The following is an 18,387-nucleotide window of genomic DNA, read 5'->3' on the forward strand; positions in this document are numbered from 1 at the left end:
AGTGAAAAGTTAAAAGTGAAAAACGAAAAATCCAAATGTATTGTGGTTTCTACTTGTAAGCAATACGTTTGCAATTGGATTTTTCACTCTTCACTCTTAGTTCTTCACTTAAATATGCTCCTAGCTCACCTTAGTGAGCGATAACTTCTCTAACTACTTTAACTTCCGACTCGAATCCACAAGAGTTTTTCATTTTTAATTTTTCATTGCGCTTTTGCGGCTTAATTTGCCGGTAGCCCGAAGGGCTTAACTTTGGTAACCGTGGGTCATTACTCACGGATTAAAGTCCTGGTAATGCGAGCACCCGAAGTGGTGCTATTCTTGTTTTTATGTTACTTACTTGTTTGCTTTTGTGTCCGTTATTTGCTCCGATATAGCACCACTTCGGGTGCTCATAGTTTGTTTTGTTACAGGCCGTGGGTGATACACCCACGGTTACTTAAGTGTAGCCCTTCGGGCTATAAGTTAGCATCAACCTTTAGCCGGCATAATACCTTGTTGGTTATTATCGTACGTACTACGCTAACATTTGGATTTTTCATTCTTCACTCTTCGTTCTTCACTTAAACACGCACTACGTTAGCATATGACTTTAACTTCTCTAACTACTTTAACTTCCGACTCGAATCCACAAGACTATTGTCTTAACTCCTTAAGTCCTTAACTACTTTAACTACTTAAAACGAATCTACTGATTCGGATTCTTCACATACCCCTGATATTTCGGAGTCAGGCCGGCCATAATCTCCTTATAGCTTATGTCCATGCGCTTGCTTATGTCTTCGGCACCCTGTCCTTCGGGGTATATCGGCTTATGGATAGTCAGCGTCAGCGGATGCCATTTCACCCAGAACCATTTGTTTGTCCTTGGCAGCACGTCGAAAGAGCCGTTGATGGTCAGCGGCACTATGGGCAGCTGAAGCTCGTCGGCAAGCATGAAGGCGCCACGCTTAAACGTACCCATATGCCCTGTAAACGTGCGCGAGCCTTCGGGGAACACCACCACGCTCATTCCGTCCTTCAGCGTGTGGCGTGCCTTGTCGTATGTCTCCTTTACCTTGCTCGGGCCGCGCTTGTCTACAAATATCTGGTGAGACATCTCGCAGGCAAAGCCAACGAGAGGAATCTTGCGCAGCTGGTGCTTCATCATCCATTTGAAGTTGCGTCCCAGATGACCGAATATCAGAAATATGTCGAACGAGCCCTGATGGTTGCTCACAAACACATACGACTCGTTGTGCTTCAGGTTCTCGCGTCCCACAACCTTTACCGGCAGAAACAGCACCTTAAGTATGGCTGCTGCCCACAGCTTAGGCGGATAGTAGCCCCAGAAGTGGCCGTTGCCAAGCACGCAGCCCACGCTCGTGGTGAGCGACGTAAGTATGGTGAGCACGAGTATTATCGGCAGCGCGATGCATATTTGATATATTCGGTAGATGTATCTCATTGTTAGTTGTTTTTATCGTTTTTTCGTTAGAATAATATTTGCGGTTAACCTGTCTGTGATGCCTGCTGCATCTGTGGCAGCCTAGTCTGCCTCGGTGAGCGTTGTCGTGTCTGATAAGCCGGGGCGCTCTTTCCCCTTGCTCTTCTTCTGATATAGCGCGGCTTGCGCTTTATGTCTGTATCGTCTTGCGTCCGTACAGGCCGTTCGGCGTTGTTGCGGTTATGGTGTTGCAGCAGGGCAGCGGCCCTGCTGAATGTCCCTTCCTGCTGTCAGTCTTTAATCTTGGGATACTTGCGTGTCCATCCGTCCCAGCGCAGACGCATCACACCGAAGAAAGCCTCGCCGAATATGCCGCCGCTCATCTTCGACACGCCTTCACGTCTGTTGACGAATATCACGGGCACTTCCTTAATCTTGAAGCCTATCTTGTATGCTGTAAACTTCATCTCTATCTGGAAGCCGTAGCCCTTGAAGCGTATCTTGTCCAGCTCTATGGTCTCGAGCACGCGGCGCTTGTAGCACTTAAATCCCGCAGTGGTGTCGTGCACCTTGAAGCCCGTCACCATGCGCACATACTTAGATGCAAAATAGCTCATCAGCACTCGTCCTATAGGCCAGTTAACCACGTTCACTCCGCTCACGTAGCGCGAGCCTATGGCAACGTCGTAGCCCTCGTCGTGGCATGCCGAATAGAGGCGCGGCAGGTCGTTGGGGTCGTGACTGAAGTCGGCGTCCATCTCGAATATATAGTCATATCCGTGTTCCAGGGCCCATTTAAAGCCCGTTATGTATGCCGTGCCGAGGCCCAGCTTGCCGCTGCGCTCAATGATAAACAGACGGTCGGCAAACTCGCTCTCCATCAGTCGGTGAACTATAGCCGCGGTGCCGTCGGGCGAGCCGTCGTCTATCACGAGAATATTAAAACATTTTTCAAGCGAGAACACCGCCCTTATAATCTTCTCGATGTTCTCTTTCTCGTTATACGTAGGTATAATGACTATGCTGTCGCTTTTGTTCATGTCCTGAATGTCTTTTGTTTATGCGTGCTATATATGTCTTGTCTCCCTCCGGCTGGTGTCGTCATGGAGCCTTCAACGTTGTTGTCTTCTTCTTCTGATAAAGCAACTCTCAGTAGTGCCCGTGCGTCCTGTCTCCCCGGTCAGTCCTGTCTGCCGCTTATCTTATTGCAAAGATAATGCAAACCGGGAGCAGAATCATCAAGTCTTGCTTGAATGTAATGCCAAGATGCCGCTTATCTTATGCAAAGATAATGCAAATCGAGAGCAGAATCATCAAGCTTGCTTGAATGTTATGCCGAGATGCCGCTTATCTTATGCAAAGATAATGCAAACCGAGAGCAGAATCATCAAGTCTTGCTTGAATGTTATGCCGAGATGCAGCTTATCTTATGCAAAGATAATGCAAATTGGCATAACTACAAAATAAAAATTTGCCAACGGAGCCATTATTTTTCGTCCTTGCCTTTTAAAATGACGTTTTTCAGTCAATTTGCTTTATTACATCACGTCTTGCGTAACATTATTTATGACTTTTTTATCAATCGCAATACCATGAACCATAGCCGCCCCGTAGTCCGCAACATTGACATGAGCGTTATTTCTTATCCCCAATAGCCCGATTAATATTTGTCAGCTCCCCAATCCGGTCGCCTTTTCACGTCCATACATTCGCGTCATAAAAACAATTTCGAAAAATCGTAAGTATTTGCGTTGTTTTATGTTTTAAATTGAAAGATTGTGTCTTTGTATATGGCTGCTTGTTAAGCAAATCCAATGTATTTACTTTTAAAATGTAAACGGCTGAGTTTCGCCTCGTAACTCGGCCACTTTTGCATCAAAAGTCATAGGTTTTTTATGCGTAAGTCATAGGTTTGTTTTGGGGATATAATAAGGTGGATATAAAACGCAGGAAAGTATTTGTTGTTATTGTTGTTTTAGATAAGTTTTGTCATGAAACGGTATAATCCCCAATCGGCCTTCAGACCGCACATAGCTTTATCAATTTTGTTTATTCATGCTTTCTGCCCGCCTTTTGGTTCTATTGGCGCAGGCTAATTATGAAACGTAGTTCGGTCTAACCCAATTATGAATTATGAAACGAAGTTCGGCGTAGCCAATTATAAATTATAAAAGTGCCTGTAAATAATCCAATAAAAAGCCGCTCAATATAAAGCAAAATACATACCGAATCTTAATAACAGATTTTGTATTATGGCATTTTTGATTCAAAAATTTTTTTTTGAACGATGTGGTATTTACAAAATATTTTTATATCTTTGTTCTTCGTGTGCGCCGCTTGTAATCCGGCTGATGTTACTTCTGATAGTGCAGCTGATGGTGGCGTTATTAATGAACTTAGTGTTGATTATATTTAATAAAAAATATTATGGCAAAGAAACAGACTAAACAGAAAAGCATAGAAGAAAACCTTTGGGAATCGGCTAACAAATTACGTGGCTCGGTAGAGCCGTCCGAATACAAGCATGTTGTTCTGAGCTTGATATTCTTGAAGTATGCTTACGACCGTTTCATGCAACGCAAGAACGAACTTATTGCCGACGGCAAGGGCGCGTTTGTCGACCAGCCTGTTTTTTATAATGCCAAGAACGTTTTTTATTTGAACGAGATAAGCCGCTGGGACTACATCATGGAGAATGCCAAGCAAAACGACATTGCCATAAAGATAGACAAGGCACTGGCTACCGTGGAGAAAGACAACCCCACTCTGCGCGGTGCTCTGCCCAGCAATTATTATTCAGGGTTGGGGCTCGACCGCAACAAGCTGGCTGCGCTGCTCGACGTGATAAATGACATTGACACTCTGAAAGACCCTGAAAACGACCTGATAGGCCGTGTATATGAATATTTCCTTGCCAAGTTTGCTATTGCCGAAGGTAAGGGTAAGGGCGAGTATTATACGCCGAAGACCATTGTAAACCTTATTGCCGAAATGATAGAGCCTTATCGCGGCAAGATTTACGACCCCTGCTGCGGTTCTGGCGGCATGTTTGTGCAGAGCATGAAGTTTATCGAGGCTCACCACGGCAACAAAAAGGATATTTCTGTCTACGGTCAGGAATATACCAACACCACATACAAGCTGGCAAAGATGAATCTTGCCATACGTGGCATAGCCAACAATCTTGGCGAGCAGGCTGCCGATACGTTCCATAACGACCAGCACAAAGATCTGAAAGCTGATTTCATTATGGCAAATCCCCCTTTCAATCAGAAGTCGTGGCGTGCCGAAAACGAGCTTGTTGACGACCCGCGCTGGAAAGGATATGAAGTTCCGCCCACCGGCAATGCCAACTATGGATGGATACTCAACATCGTTTCAAAGATGTCTGCAAACGGCATGGCCGGCTTCCTGCTGGCTAACGGTGCGTTGAGTGGCGACGGTACGGAGCTTGCCATACGCCGTCAGCTGTTGAAGAATCATCTGGTCGAAGCCATTGTTATTCTTCCGCGCAATATGTTTTATTCTACCGACATAAGCGTAACTCTCTGGATATTGGCCGGCAACCGTAAGGCACGCACAGTGGAGCAGAACGGCAAGACGGTGAAATACCGTAATCGCGAGAATGAAGTGCTGTTTATAGACCTGCGCCAGTGGGGTGAGCCGTTCGAGAAGAAATACATACAGTTCTCAAAAGAACAGATAGCACAGATAGCCGAAAACTTCCATAACTGGCAACGCGAAGGTTATGAGCAGACTTATAAGGATGTGCCTGAATATTGCTATTCGGCAACGCTCGAGGAGATTGAGGCTAAAGGTTGGTCGCTCGTACCGAGCAAATACATTGAGTTCAAGAGCCGTGACGAAGGCGTAGACTTCGATACAAAGATGAAAGAGCTGCAAACTGAAATGAAAGATTTGCTGAAACAGGAGGAGGAAAGCAGAAAGGAGTTGTTGAACCTGTTTAGGGAGTTGGGCTATGGACTTGAATGATAAGATTGTAATCTACCAAACGGCTGATGGACAAACGTCCATTGACGTGAAATTGGAAAACGATACTGTATGGCTTTCAGCTAACCAGATGGCCATTCTGTTTGACAGGGATGAAAAGACCATAAGAAAACATATCAATAATGTCTTTTCCGAAGGTGAACTTGAAAAAGAGAACAACACGCATTTTTTGCGTGTTGATGGGGTGAAACAGCCTGTTGCCTTTTATTCTTTGGATGTCATCATTTCCGTGGGCTATCGTGTGAAAAGCCAGCGTGGCACGCAGTTTCGTATTTGGGCAAACAAAGTACTGAAAGAATATTTAATTAAAGGCTATGCCGTCAATAAAGCCCTGACAGAACAACACTATACGGAGCTGAAGCAGCTTGTTAATGTATTGGGCAGAACGGTCAAGGCACAAGAGGCACTGACTTCTGATGATGCGCTCAATCTGGTGGAAGTGGTTGCCGATTATGCTTATGCCCTTGATACTTTGGACAAGTACGATTACCAGCAACTGGCTGTGGAGCAGACCACTAACGAAGCCAAGTTTCGTGCTACATACGAAGGAGCCATGAAGGCAATAGAAGAACTGAAGGAGAAATTCGGCGGCAGCCAGTGGTTCGCCAATGAGAAAGACGATTCGTTCAAGAGTTCCATCGGGCAGATATATCAGACTTTCGGCGGGCAAGACCTTTATCCGTCAGTAGAAGAAAAAGCCGCCATGTTGCTTTATCTCGTTACAAAGAATCATTCGTTCAGCGACGGCAACAAACGTATAGCCGCAACTCTCTTCTTATGGTTTATGGCAGGTAACGGCATTCTCTATAATCCTGACGGTACGAAGCGCATAGCCGACAACACTCTTGTTGCCCTTACGCTGATGATAGCCGAAAGTCGCACAGAGGAAAAGGACGTGATGGTAAAAGTAGTTGTAAACCTGATAAACAAGAACAATTATGAGTAAGACAAACTACAAACGCTTGGGCGATTATATCCGCGAAGTGGATGTGAGGAATCGAAACTTGAAGGTAACGAAGCTATTAGGTGTCAGTATCTCTAAAGAGTTTATGCCATCCATAGCAAATACCATAGGAACGGATATGTCTTCTTATAAGGTTGTAGAGCCTCGGCAATTTGCATACGGTCCGGTTACATCACGTAACGGAGATAAGGTTTCTATTGCATTATATAAGGATGGTGAAAAAGCGATAGTTTCACAAGCCTATACAATATTTGAGGTTACGAATAAGCTGGAACTTCTCCCTGAATATCTGATGATGTGGTTCCGTCGTCCTGAGTTTGACCGCTATGCACGTTTCAAGTCACATGGCAGTGCGCGTGAGATTTTCAGTTGGGAAGAAATGTGTGATGTTGAATTACCAATCCCGCCGATTGACCAACAACAAAAAATAGTTGCAGAATACAATGCAATTCAGCAACGTATAAAGCTCAATGAACAGCTAATCGTAAAATTGGAAGAAACAGCCCAAGCCATTTACCGCAAAATGTTTGTTGATGGAATAGACAAAAATAATTTGCCTGAAGGGTGGAGAATGGGAACACTTAAAGAAATAGCGGAAATTATGATGGGGCAATCTCCAAATGGAGAGAGTTATAATGAGAATGGAGCTGGAGAAATTTTCTACCAAGGCAGAACAGACTTCAGATATAGATATCCTATTGTTCGAATATATACAACAAATCCAACAAGGATGGCAAAATGTGGTGATATTTTATTAAGCGTTCGTGCACCAGTTGGAGATATTAATGTAGCTCCACATAATTGTTGTATCGGACGTGGCTTATCTGCACTTAGAAATAAAAAGAATTATAATTCTTTTTATTTTATCTGTTAAAAAACAAGAAAAATGATTTTAACATTTCAAATGATGATGGTACAATATTTGGAAGTATCACAAGAAATGATTTATGTGAATTGAATATCGTAATTCCACAAGATGATTTTGTACAAGAATTTAATAATAAAAGCAAAATATTAGACAGACAAATAAAATATTTTGACAAAGAAATTTTCATATTAACTAAATTACAATCTTTGCTATTGGCGAAGATGGGGCAATAAAATATTTAAAATATGACGACTTTACGAAAATGCTTGTCTCCAAATGTTTTGGAAATGATAAGTAATATAATTGGTGATACAGAAAATGGATTAACAGGAAGCGAAATTCATCGTTTTTTGTTACAAGCAAATATTGAAGATACGAGCGACCCCAATATAATGCTTGCTAAAAGAAAAAACTTATTTAATTCATTAGCTAAGGAGCAAAATAAAAATAAATGTTCAAATCAGATATTGATTTTTATTCAATTAGTTCTTGCACCTTCAAGATATGTTGACAGTCCTGATGAGTTTGAAAGGATGAGAACTGCAATAAATCAACAATTGGCATTTGCTGGTTATGAATTACAAGAAAATGGAAAGTATAAAGAGATACCCCCAGCAAGTACATTATCAGATATTGAAATTAGAGTTGAGAATTTAAAGATAGAATTAGAAAAAAGAACTGCACATCGTGAGATTTTTTAAATATTGCAAAACAGAACTATTGCAGAATAATTATTTTCATGCTGTATTGGAAGCTAATAAAGGTTTATTCCAAAGAATAAGGGATTTGTCGGCAATTCAAAAAGATGGTATAAATCTTATAGAAGAAGTATTTAGCAAAAATCCGATTCTGATAATCAATAACTATCAAACCAGTTCAGAACAAAATGAGCATAATGGTTTTTGCAATCTTTTAAAAGGTTTATGCTCTATGTTTAGAAATCCAACGGCTCATGAGCCCAAAGTAGATTGGAACATTTCAGAACAAGATGCACTTGATATTTTAGGTATCATTTCATATTGCCACAGACGATTGGATAATGCTCAACGAATAAGATAACATTATGTCACACTTCAACGAACACACCCTTGAAATGTCCATTATGGAGCTGTTTCAGCAAGAGGGCTACATATATACCAACGGTGAAGATATAAGCAAAGAGGCGAGCGATGTTATTCTTCGTGAAGACCTGTGCGTATATCTGCGGAGCCGCTATGCGAAAGACGGGATAACGGAACTTGAGGTGGAAAGCGTGATAGCAAAACTTACGGCAGCAAACGGATTTTTGCTGTACGACAAGAATGTAAACACCTACCGCCTTATGACAGAGGGCTTTTCGTTGAAGCGTGAAGACAAGACACAGCCGGACCTGTTTATCGAGCCAATAGACTTTGAGAACGAAGGCAAAAACACGTTCCGAATAGTGAACCAGCTCGAAATACAAGGCGACGTAAAGCGTATTCCTGACGGCATAGTCTATGTAAACGGTCTGCCGGTGGTTGTGCTCGAATTTAAAAGCGCCGTTAAGGAAGACACAACTATAATGGACGCTTACAGGCAACTGACCGTAAGATACCGCCGCGACATACCAGAACTGTTCAAATATAACGCCTTCGTAGTAATAAGCGACGGCGTGAACAACAAATACGGCTCGCTGTTTACGCCTTACGAATTCTTTTATTCATGGCGTAAGGTGAACAGCGGAGACAAGCCCGACGACGGCATAAACTCGCTGATGACAATGGTGAAAGGCATGTTCGGCAAGAAACGCCTGCTGAGCATACTGAAAGACTTTGTTTACATGCCCGATTCGTCGAAGACGGAGAGCAAGATAATATGCCGTTATCCGCAGTTCTTTGCTACGCATAAGCTGTTTGGCAATATCCTTAAACACTCGCGCCTGCATGAAGGCGGCGACGGAAAGGGCGGTACATACTTCGGCGCGACAGGCTGTGGAAAGAGTTTTACGATGCTCTTTCTAACCCGTATGCTTATGCGCAGCAAGGCTTTTGCCAGTCCAACCATAGTGCTTATCACCGACCGCACCGACCTTGACGTACAACTCTCTGAACAGTTTGCCAAGGCAAAGACATTTATCGGCGACGACTGTGTGGTTGAAGTGGAGAGCCGCGCCAAGTTGCGTGAGTATCTTGCAGGACGGACAAGCGGCGGAGTGTTTCTTACAACAATTCATAAGTTTACCGAAGACACCAAGCTGCTGTCAGACAGGGCAAACATTATTTGCATATCTGATGAAGCGCACCGTTCGCAGACAAATCTGCAACAGAATATAAAACAGACTGAACGCGGATTGAAGAGAAGCTACGGCTTTGCCAAATATCTGCACGACTCGCTGCCAAAAGCCACATACGTAGGCTTTACAGGTACGCCGATAGACGCTACTATCGACGTGTTCGGAAAAGTTGTCGATGCCTATACCATGACAGAATCGGTGGCAGACGACATAACAAGACGAATCGTATATGAAGGACGCGCAGCAAAAGTATTGCTCGACAATGCAAAGCTGAATGAGATAGAAGAATACTACAAGCAATGTGCAGAGGAAGGCAGCAACGAGCATCAGATAGAGGAAAGCAAGAAAGCCGTAACCAAGATGGAAAGCATACTTGGCGATTCAGACCGCTTGCAGGCGGTTGCAGAAGACTTCATCGCGCACTATGAGAAACGTGTTGAAGAAGGCAGCACCGTAGTTGGTAAGGCAATGTTTGTATGCTCTAACCGTACAATAGCGTATAATCTTTATAAGAAAATCGCAGCCCTAAGACCTGAATGGGTGAAGCTGCCGGAAGAAGAAAAGAAAGACTATGCCATGGCAGCCGAACCTGTAGCCCTATACGGCAATAAGGAACGGCCGATAGAGCGGATGAAGCTTATAATGACACGCACCAAAGACGATGAGCCCGACTTGTATAATCTGTTGGGAACGGACGACGACAGAAGAAGTTTTGCGGAAGCATTCAAGAATCCGAAATCTAACTTCAAGATAGCCATCGTGGTAGATATGTGGATTACGGGTTTCGACGTACCTTGTCTTGACACAATGTATATTGACAAACCGCTGCAACAGCATACGCTAATACAGACAATTTCACGCGTAAACAGAGTATATCCGGGAAAGGACAAGGGACTGATTGTTGACTATATCGGAATAAAGAACAATATGAATACAGCCTTGAAGCATTACGCTCAAGGCGAAACAGACTCTGATTCGGTTGAAAGTCTTGAAAAGTCAATTGTCATGGTAAAAGACGAGCTTGACATAATAAGGCGTATGTTCAACGGCTTTGACTATTCGAAATTCACAAGCGGAAGCCCGTTGGAACAGTTGGAATGTCTTAACCGTGGAGCTGAATTCATGCAACGCACCAAAGAACAGGAAAATCTGTTTATGGGGCATACAAAGAAACTGAAATCCGCTTTCAACTTATGCAGCAACAGCGAGGAAATAACTTTCTCTGACAGGGAAGACATACATTATTTTACCGGCGTGCGTGCTGTAATATACAAACTGACAAAGGGCGAGGCTCCTGACGCCTCACAAATGAACAGACGTGTCAGGGCGATGATAGAAGAGGCTATTCAGTCGGAAGGCGTTGAAGAAATAATCCGCATAGGCAATGATAAGGAGAATCTTGATGTGCTGAGCGAAGAATATATGGAAAGGCTGGCAAAGATGCAAATGCCCAACACAAAAGTGAAACTTATGGAAAGGCTGTTGCGCATGGTTATTACCGAATTTAAGAAAGTAAACAAGATGCAGGGCGTAGACTTTTCAAAAAGGCTTAACGATCTTGTTGATAAATATAATGACAGACGCGACAGTGCTGTATTTGCCGATGAAGTGGTGACGGAAGTTGCCAACCAGATGGCTATGCTCCTGAAAGAGATTAACAAGGAAAAATCTTCGTATAAAGGTCTCGGCATAAGTTATGAAGAAAAGGCCTTTTATGACATACTGAAAGCAATAGCCAAACAGTTCGGATTTGAGTATCCTGAAGATAAATTGCTGGTGCTTGCTGCCGAAATAAAAAAGATTGTGGATGATAAGTCTAAATATACAGACTGGGCAACTCGTGACGATATCAAAGCCGAACTGAAAATGGATCTTATCGTAGTGTTGGCTGAACATGGTTATCCGCCTGTAACAAACGATGAAGTATTCAAAGAAATTCTTGAGCAGGCCGAGAATTTCAAGAAGAATAATTGATTATTGGAATAGAACTCATATCAGTTTCAGAAATAAAGGAATATTAGATTAAGAATAGTCATTAGCAGTATATGACAATAAATAATTTGCTGAACGTCAAGTCTCGTGATGAACTGCGCGAATGGTTGATGCAGAATCATGATAAGGAGCCGGAATGTTGGGTAGTGGTGAAACGTGGAAGACCTGTTGACGACGGCACGTTCTGGTATATAGATGCTGTAGAGGAGGCTATGTGCTTCGGATGGATAGACAGCACGACAAAGAAGCTGGCAGACAGGGTGACGGCACAGAGACTGTGCCCGAGAAAGCCGCGCAGCAACTGGTCGGAACTGAACAAGGAAAGATGTCGCAGGATGGAACGGCTCGGACTGATGACTGATGCCGGCAGAGCCGTGTTGCCGGATATGACGGACAAGGGCTTTGTGATAGACGATGATCTAATGAAAGAATTGAAGTCGGACCCTGTGGTGTGGCAGAATTTCTGCCGCCTGCCCGAGCTGTATAAGCGTGTGCGCATTGACACCATCCAGATAAAGAAACGTCAGCCCGAGCTGTTCAGAAAGCGGCTTGACAAATTTATAGAAAACACCCGAAAAGGCGTTCTTTATGGCGAGTGGAACGATAACGGCAGACTGCTGATGTAATCAGGACACTGTCCAAAATTTTGTGCAGTGTCTTTTTAATCATGTTTATCAACGTAAATTAATTCCGTTAATGGGTTGCCTATTATGAACTTCCGCAACTTCATAATTCCAAATTAATACGAAAATGAGCAGAATTTCTTTTTTATTACTGATTCTTTTTAATAACATTAATCAGTAAATGTCAATTCTCCTTGCAGATTAATATTACGAATATCTATGTCGATTCCAGACAAGGCTCTCCTAATTTTTTCATCTTTTATCGACCTTGGTATAGCTAATGCTAGAAATTGACTGGCTCTAGAACACGCCACATATATCATTCGTTGACTTTCTGTCATGACTTCAATTCCATTATCTGGAAAATCGTTTAACGAAATACTTTGTCCTCTGCTATCAGATGATAGGAACAAAAGCACCGCATCAAAGGTAGCTCCCTTTACTGCATGTATCGTATCTATGCTCTTGTGGTATTCACTATTTTTGTCGTTCGATTGATGATATTGTTCTACTGGTACATTAGCCATTTCTTTCATTTTATATCCTTTTTGTCTTTGATATGGAACAAAAACAGGCTTTTCTTTAAGCTTCCAATATTCTTTCAATAATGTGCAGGTCTGTTCTGACCATTCTTTGAAACTCAATGAAAATGAAGGGATTTGTTTTATGAAACCAAATATCTTAGTATTCCAGTCCAAATTATGTTCAATTTCGTGCATAAACTCACGCCTTTTATCAGGGTTATCACCAATCATAAGTTCGGCTAATACAAGTCTTACTTTTCTGAAAGCAGAATTCATATCATCTGAAGCAAAAGCAAAGACGGCGTCTATTATTAAATAAGGCAGCGGTTTCTCTGTCTTCCAGTATTTGAAATTTACGTCATTAACACCAGATAGTTCCTTACATTTATCTATTCCACGTGCCAATATAATTCTTTTGGACAAATCATTATCATCACAAACGTGGTAGAAATTCCGAATAATCTCCCTAACATTTCCATCATCATACTTATAGACAATTATTGGTATTCCTTTATCTTCCACTTTATGCGAAGTAATAGCAGGCACGGTAGTTGATTTAAGTTTGCTATACAAATCTATTATACGTTGATTAGAACGCCAGCATTCGGATAATGGCAATACGTTCCATTCTTCTTCTGACATCATGTTCTGCAGTAATTCAGGCCTGGCATTATTGAATCCATATATGGACTGGCAAATGTCACCAACAAATTCAAGATTCTGCAAACCTGCTCTCTTTAACAGTTTGAAGAATTCAAAATGCAATTCGGAATTATCTTGTGCTTCATCTACTATGATATATGGGAAACGCGTTACAAGTGCTTTGCCTATATTCTGATGATGTTGCAATATATCACATGCTATCCACAGCGCATCGCTGCTTGTTATAAAGCCTTTTTCTAAACGATATTTAAATGCCTCCTTACAATAGGCTATTTCATTTTTATTCGTTACAATATCGTGATTCCATTTAAATGAAGTTTTTTCTCTAGTTATCAAAGACGGATTTTTTTTATAAAATATCTTACAATAGGGTCGTAGTGCCATAATTAGATGTTGTTGCCATATACCATTTATCAAAACTTTTCTGTAATAGATTCGTTCTAATATTTCTTTTTCATTCACTACTATTGGTTTCTTTTTACACGCATCACATAGATACCAAAACGGAAGTACTACATACTGCATAATAAAACTATCAATAGTCAAAACTTCATTGGGAAATGTCAATTTTTCATTATGCATTTCTTGGTATTTATGCTTTAACTCATCACAAGCTTTATTGGTAAATGACATACAGACAAACCCTGTATGTCTTCCATAATGCTTTTCACAAAAATGTGATACAGTCAAAAGCTTTTTAACAATGCTTGTTGTCTTGCCACTACCAGGACAGGCCGTGAGTATAGTATAACCACGTGCATCAATATATGCCTGTCGTTGATGTGTTATATAGTAATTCATACTCATGGTATTAAATGATTTATTGCTTCTTGAATATAAGTTGGCAAAGTGAATTTTATATCACTACCTTCTTCTTTCTTATCTAATAGAAACGAATTAAGAGTTTGAGCAAACTCAGCTTTATCTGGTAGACATTTCCACATAAGCAGTGCAACATTCTGCTGCTCATCTTCGTTCATATCTCTATCTCCAAGTCCTGACATGTAAAAATCTACCTTGTCCATACCGTTTGGATTCATTTGCTGAATCAATTCGTAGAGCCAAGTCTCTTTAGTCATTTCTTTATTAGCAAAAACATTTGCTTTACATATTTGATATTCGAGTGTCTTCTTTCCAGAGCATATCTTAATACCAGGTTGACGATTGGACATGGCTGTCATATTGTTAATGCGACCATTCACTCTACCTGTATTAATTCCTTCTCTAAGAAGATGAAGTTTTGCATAATTGTTTTTCACCAATTCATTCAGATTATATTCTTTATCCTTTGACGCTGTAAATTGATCCTCGTCTGTTATAAATGCCGATTTCATAGGTAAACGCTTTGTTGAGTCAGAAGAGTTAAACAACATTAGAAACTGATAAAAAGCTGTTCCGTCTGTATCTACTATTTCAATTTGATTCGCAATCAATGACTTATTTATCAGCTTAGAGAAAGTTTCAACTAATTGGCACTCTGATATACCCTCTATAAACAAACAGCCAGACGAAAATAACAATTGTGATCGAGTTACATCGAAATACCGGGATATCATTTTTCTATAGTATACAACTTCTTCTTCCTGCAATAATCTGCCACTAGCAGCATCACGGACAATCTTTTCTGAGTGTCGTTCTTTGAAACAATTTCCGACAAGGAAAGTGGTATTATCCTTCAACAAGATTATATTCTCCAATGGTATCCTTGATGTCAAAGTCGGAGAATGAGTCGTGATAAATGTTTGACTATTTTCATTTGTATCTGCATCTTTAAGAAAGTTATATAAATTCACCTGTAATTGTGGGTGTAGATGGGCTTCTGGTTCTTCTATAAGCAATGCGTATATACTAACATTATCTTCAATATGACAATCCTTAATGTCACTTAATACAGATGCTATATAAATTATGTTATTATACCCAAGACTATTTTGAGACAGTACAAATCCTTTCTTGTCAGCAGCAGAATATGGTAAGAAAGGTTTGATAATATTAACGATATATTCAATTCTGCTCTGTTCTATGTGCAGTTCTACATTTTGAAGGCTTGAGCTGTTTATCTGGTTCAGGTTATCGTTTATGCCAGTTTGTGTTTCTATTACTTCTGGTCTCAGCAAAAGTTGCTCGTTTGCATTATCTACTATACCTTTTACGTCATTTTCTGAACCTGCCCTATCAATTTTTCTTTTAATAACTCTTCCTAACAGGTTGTTACGTGAACTCAAAAGGTCACGTGTACTGTCACGTAATGCACCTAGATAATAAGGATGAAAATAATGAAACGTATTCCAGTCTGCACGAAGACCATTCTCCTCTTTACCTGTTATATATGAGGAATAGATTCTTCCATTCTCATTCATCTCAAAACTTACATGAATCCTGGCAACTGTAGTGCCATTGTTTTGGGAAACCAAATACTGATAGAATGTACCTTCTTGTTGTGTCGATAATTCTTCAAATAGATAATATATATCTATTCTCGTAGAGTTTATTAACGTTTTAGTCCCATCTGGATTTTCTGTAATTTCAACATGAAAATCCTCTTTTGTTATTTCTATGTCTCGGTTCGGCTCTCCCCACGTATAAAACAACCTGATGGCGTCCATCAAAGAAGTCTTTAATTGTCCGTTGGCTCCTATAATTACATTTAGTTTCTTATCGAATTTCACTAATAGTTCTTTGATACCTCGGAAGTTCTTTATATAAATCTTACTTAGATACATAAGGTTATATTATTTGATTATTCAATTATTCAATAACTCAAGCACATTATGAATCTCAGAATATGCCTTCAAATCTTCAGGTGATTCTTGGCATAATTGGCACAACTTTTCTGAATTTACCATTGCCCGTTCCAAATCGCCATTCTCTGTCAAGTATTTATAGAGATTAGTTCGTATGAAATATCTTTTGGTCTTTTCATACCCCGGCATATATTTCTGTAACTCTGGAAGCAGTTGGTCGTAACTTTCATATCGCCGGTAAACCACACCGGGCAGAAAGTGAAGTAAGAACCAAAATTCCGTGCAAGGATTCGTTTCTACAAACATCACTTTACCGGCATACTTCTTTGCGCTATACTTTTTCTTTGCCCGTTGATACAATTGCATTTCAGAGGGAAACTGAAATAACCTATCCATATCAAACAGGCATACGATGTAATCATATTGTTTGTTCAAATACGATTCAACCAGTTTCAGTATATGCTTGATGTCGCTATGCTGTGGAAAGTCAGGTGCGACCTTGAAAGGATAACGACACGCCACCCTCAATGAATCAAAATAGAACCACTCGGTTTCTCCTTCGCCTATGATGGCGATACTTTTCGTCACTGTTCGCCTCATATCATTAGTCGTTTAGGTTGATGTATTGACTGCCAAGGAACGGAAGCTTAACTAATTTACCCTGTTTGTAAGCATTATACGGGGAAAGATTCTTGTGCAGGCCTAAAGATGAAAGACGTACTATTTTAGTCTCACCATATTCGTCTTTATCAGTAAACCATATTGTGTCACGGCGAATGAAATCCTCGTTGAGAAGATTGATGTCGTGTGTCGTCAACAACATTTGGGATGTTCCTTCGCTGTTTGCTAAAAAGACTTTTATAAAATAAGCCAGCAGTTCGTAATGGATGCTTGTTTCTACTTCGTCAATTGATACAAACCGATTAGTCTTCAACAAGAAGTTCAGAATTACTGCCATTCCCAAAAATCTCATTGTACCATTGGATTCGTATTCTTCAGACAAATCGTATAGTTTGTCGCCAACCTTATGCTTGAAAGTCAATTCAGCATTTGTGATTTTCCCTTTTCTAAGCATTTCAGCTTTTGCCTCATTATCAATAGGGGCATTCTGAATCAGTTGCTCCAATTCCGGAGTAATCAGTTCTTCCTCTTCGTGCAATACAACATCTTCTATGTTGAAATCAGATGCTTTCAGGAAGTTTAATATGAACTTCTTTAAATCTCCTGTTTCATCTTTATCCAATCGTGATTTTATATATCCCGAAAGCAGCATACCAGGAGCCAATACATCTTTTACCTGTTTGGCAAAGTAATCGTACACATCGTTCAACTTGGTGCGTTCCACATTACTTTTGCCAAATGCGGCAAGCACACTGCAATTATTGATAGTGTTGCCGGAAATCACATCCTGACTCTTCCGTGGCATTTTCAGGTTTACGCCGAAATCTATTGTTGTGGAATCTGTTGTTGCATCATAACTGCGGCTATATAACTTGGTAGGACGAACAGAGTCGTAAACAATCAATGTTTCGGAATAGATATATTTTGCGTCCAATTCAAAAGTAAGGATATACTTCGATTTATTGATATAGAATACCATAGACATCTTCGTCCTTTCATTTCTTGACGTGTCATCCAGCATAAAAGGAACAACCCCTGTCTTCTCATTCCGGTCTTTTGGCATCCTAAGAACAAGCATTTTGAAAAATTCTACAGCATTCAGGATATTAGTCTTGCCGGAAGCGTTAGCACCATAGATGATACCCAATTTCAGCAACCTTACACCATCCTTCACTTCATATGAATATTCGTCAGACATAAAAGTGTCTGACGAGGGTTCAAAACTTATCTTTTGTGGAGACTTTATTGAGAAAAAATTTTCAATGGTGAATTCTGCTATCATACTTGTTGAATTTATCTGTTACATAATGCAAAGATAGGAATAAAGTTTATATATAAAAAATATAATGCGTGTTTTCGTAGAAAAATTACAAAATTTGAATTCAAATTAAAATTTTAGGTATTTTATAATAGTAAGAAAAACATAATCATTATAAAGAGACGTCAGCCCGAGCTGTTCAGAAAACGGCTTGACAAATTTATAGAAAACACCCGAAATGGCGTCATGTATGGTGAATGGAACGATAACGGCAGACTGCTGATGTAATCAGCTAACGTTTACCTGTTTGAGCGTCAAAAAAAGTTCTGCAAAAGGCATCCGCAATACAGAAAAAATCTATAACTTTGTCATCGTTGGTTATTGTTTATATAAAAGCATTGATTCCGGCTTCTTGGTGTTCTTTCTGGCAGACAATGAC

General features: G+C 40.6%; 13 protein-coding genes. 7 read left to right on the forward strand and 6 right to left on the reverse strand.

The window, feature by feature from the left end:
• Positions 1-688: 688 nt before the first annotated feature.
• Both ACU52_RS09220 and ACU52_RS09225 read right to left on the reverse strand, forming a co-directional pair.
• Complete coding sequence (locus ACU52_RS09220) at positions 689-1,447, reverse strand: lysophospholipid acyltransferase family protein (protein ID WP_053398592.1); 759 nt, start codon at positions 1,445-1,447, stop codon at positions 689-691.
• A 269-nt stretch (positions 1,448-1,716) separates the two neighbouring features.
• A complete protein-coding gene (locus tag ACU52_RS09225; RefSeq protein WP_021855654.1) occupies positions 1,717-2,466 on the reverse strand; it encodes a polyprenol monophosphomannose synthase in 750 nt (249 codons plus the stop codon).
• A gap of 1,387 nt (positions 2,467-3,853) precedes the next feature.
• On the opposite strand from ACU52_RS09225, the gene ACU52_RS09230 reads away from it, so the two are divergent.
• From ACU52_RS09230 to ACU52_RS09255, 7 genes are all read left to right on the forward strand, one after another.
• Positions 3,854-5,419, forward strand: a complete 1,566-nt coding sequence (locus tag ACU52_RS09230; RefSeq protein WP_053398593.1) for a type I restriction-modification system subunit M — start codon at positions 3,854-3,856, stop codon at positions 5,417-5,419.
• The gene (gene rhuM, locus ACU52_RS09235; RefSeq protein ID WP_053398594.1) at positions 5,406-6,383 is read left to right on the forward strand and encodes a virulence RhuM family protein/type II toxin-antitoxin system death-on-curing family toxin; all 978 of its coding nucleotides are present in this window, start codon (positions 5,406-5,408) and stop codon (positions 6,381-6,383) included. Before ACU52_RS09230 ends, rhuM begins: the two co-directional genes overlap by 14 nt.
• The gene (locus tag ACU52_RS14755) at positions 6,376-7,275 is read left to right on the forward strand and encodes a restriction endonuclease subunit S (RefSeq protein ID WP_082335232.1); all 900 of its coding nucleotides are present in this window, start codon (positions 6,376-6,378) and stop codon (positions 7,273-7,275) included. The genes rhuM and ACU52_RS14755 overlap by 8 nt, the downstream gene beginning before the upstream one ends.
• A 239-nt stretch (positions 7,276-7,514) precedes the next feature.
• The gene (locus ACU52_RS15580) at positions 7,515-7,970 is read left to right on the forward strand and encodes a hypothetical protein (RefSeq protein ID WP_239684901.1); all 456 of its coding nucleotides are present in this window, start codon (positions 7,515-7,517) and stop codon (positions 7,968-7,970) included.
• Entirely contained in the window at positions 7,957-8,328 is a 372-nt protein-coding gene (locus ACU52_RS15585; RefSeq protein WP_239684902.1) for a TIGR02391 family protein, read from the forward strand. Before ACU52_RS15580 ends, ACU52_RS15585 begins: the two co-directional genes overlap by 14 nt.
• A 4-nt stretch (positions 8,329-8,332) precedes the next feature.
• The gene (locus tag ACU52_RS09250; RefSeq protein WP_053398595.1) at positions 8,333-11,497 is read left to right on the forward strand and encodes a type I restriction endonuclease subunit R; all 3,165 of its coding nucleotides are present in this window, start codon (positions 8,333-8,335) and stop codon (positions 11,495-11,497) included.
• Between the two features lie 71 nt (positions 11,498-11,568).
• A complete protein-coding gene (locus ACU52_RS09255; protein WP_053398596.1) occupies positions 11,569-12,141 on the forward strand; it encodes a YdeI/OmpD-associated family protein in 573 nt (190 codons plus the stop codon).
• 167 nt (positions 12,142-12,308) lie between these two features.
• Here ACU52_RS09255 and ACU52_RS09260 read toward each other — a convergent pair whose 3' ends face one another.
• Genes ACU52_RS09260 through ACU52_RS09275 form a run of 4 tightly spaced genes read right to left on the reverse strand, consistent with a single transcriptional unit; the run spans position 12,309 to position 17,972 of the window.
• Positions 12,309-14,126 (reverse strand): UvrD-helicase domain-containing protein, encoded by a 1,818-nt coding sequence (locus ACU52_RS09260; protein ID WP_162207760.1) that lies wholly within the window; start codon positions 14,124-14,126, stop codon positions 12,309-12,311.
• A 2-nt stretch (positions 14,127-14,128) separates the two neighbouring features.
• On the reverse strand, positions 14,129-16,048 hold the full coding sequence (locus ACU52_RS09265; protein WP_053398598.1) for an ATP-dependent nuclease: 1,920 nt from the start codon (positions 16,046-16,048) through the stop codon (positions 14,129-14,131).
• A gap of 21 nt (positions 16,049-16,069) precedes the next feature.
• Entirely contained in the window at positions 16,070-16,669 is a 600-nt protein-coding gene (locus ACU52_RS09270) for an RloB family protein (protein ID WP_053398599.1), read from the reverse strand.
• Between the two features lie 4 nt (positions 16,670-16,673).
• Positions 16,674-17,972: an AAA family ATPase gene (locus ACU52_RS09275; protein ID WP_053398600.1), complete on the reverse strand. Its 1,299-nt coding sequence runs from the start codon at positions 17,970-17,972 to the stop codon at positions 16,674-16,676.
• Positions 17,973-18,387 lie beyond the last annotated feature (415 nt).

Source organism: Xylanibacter rarus, assembly GCF_001275135.1.
In the GTDB taxonomy this organism is placed as follows: Bacteria; Bacteroidota; Bacteroidia; order Bacteroidales; family Bacteroidaceae; genus Prevotella; species Prevotella rara.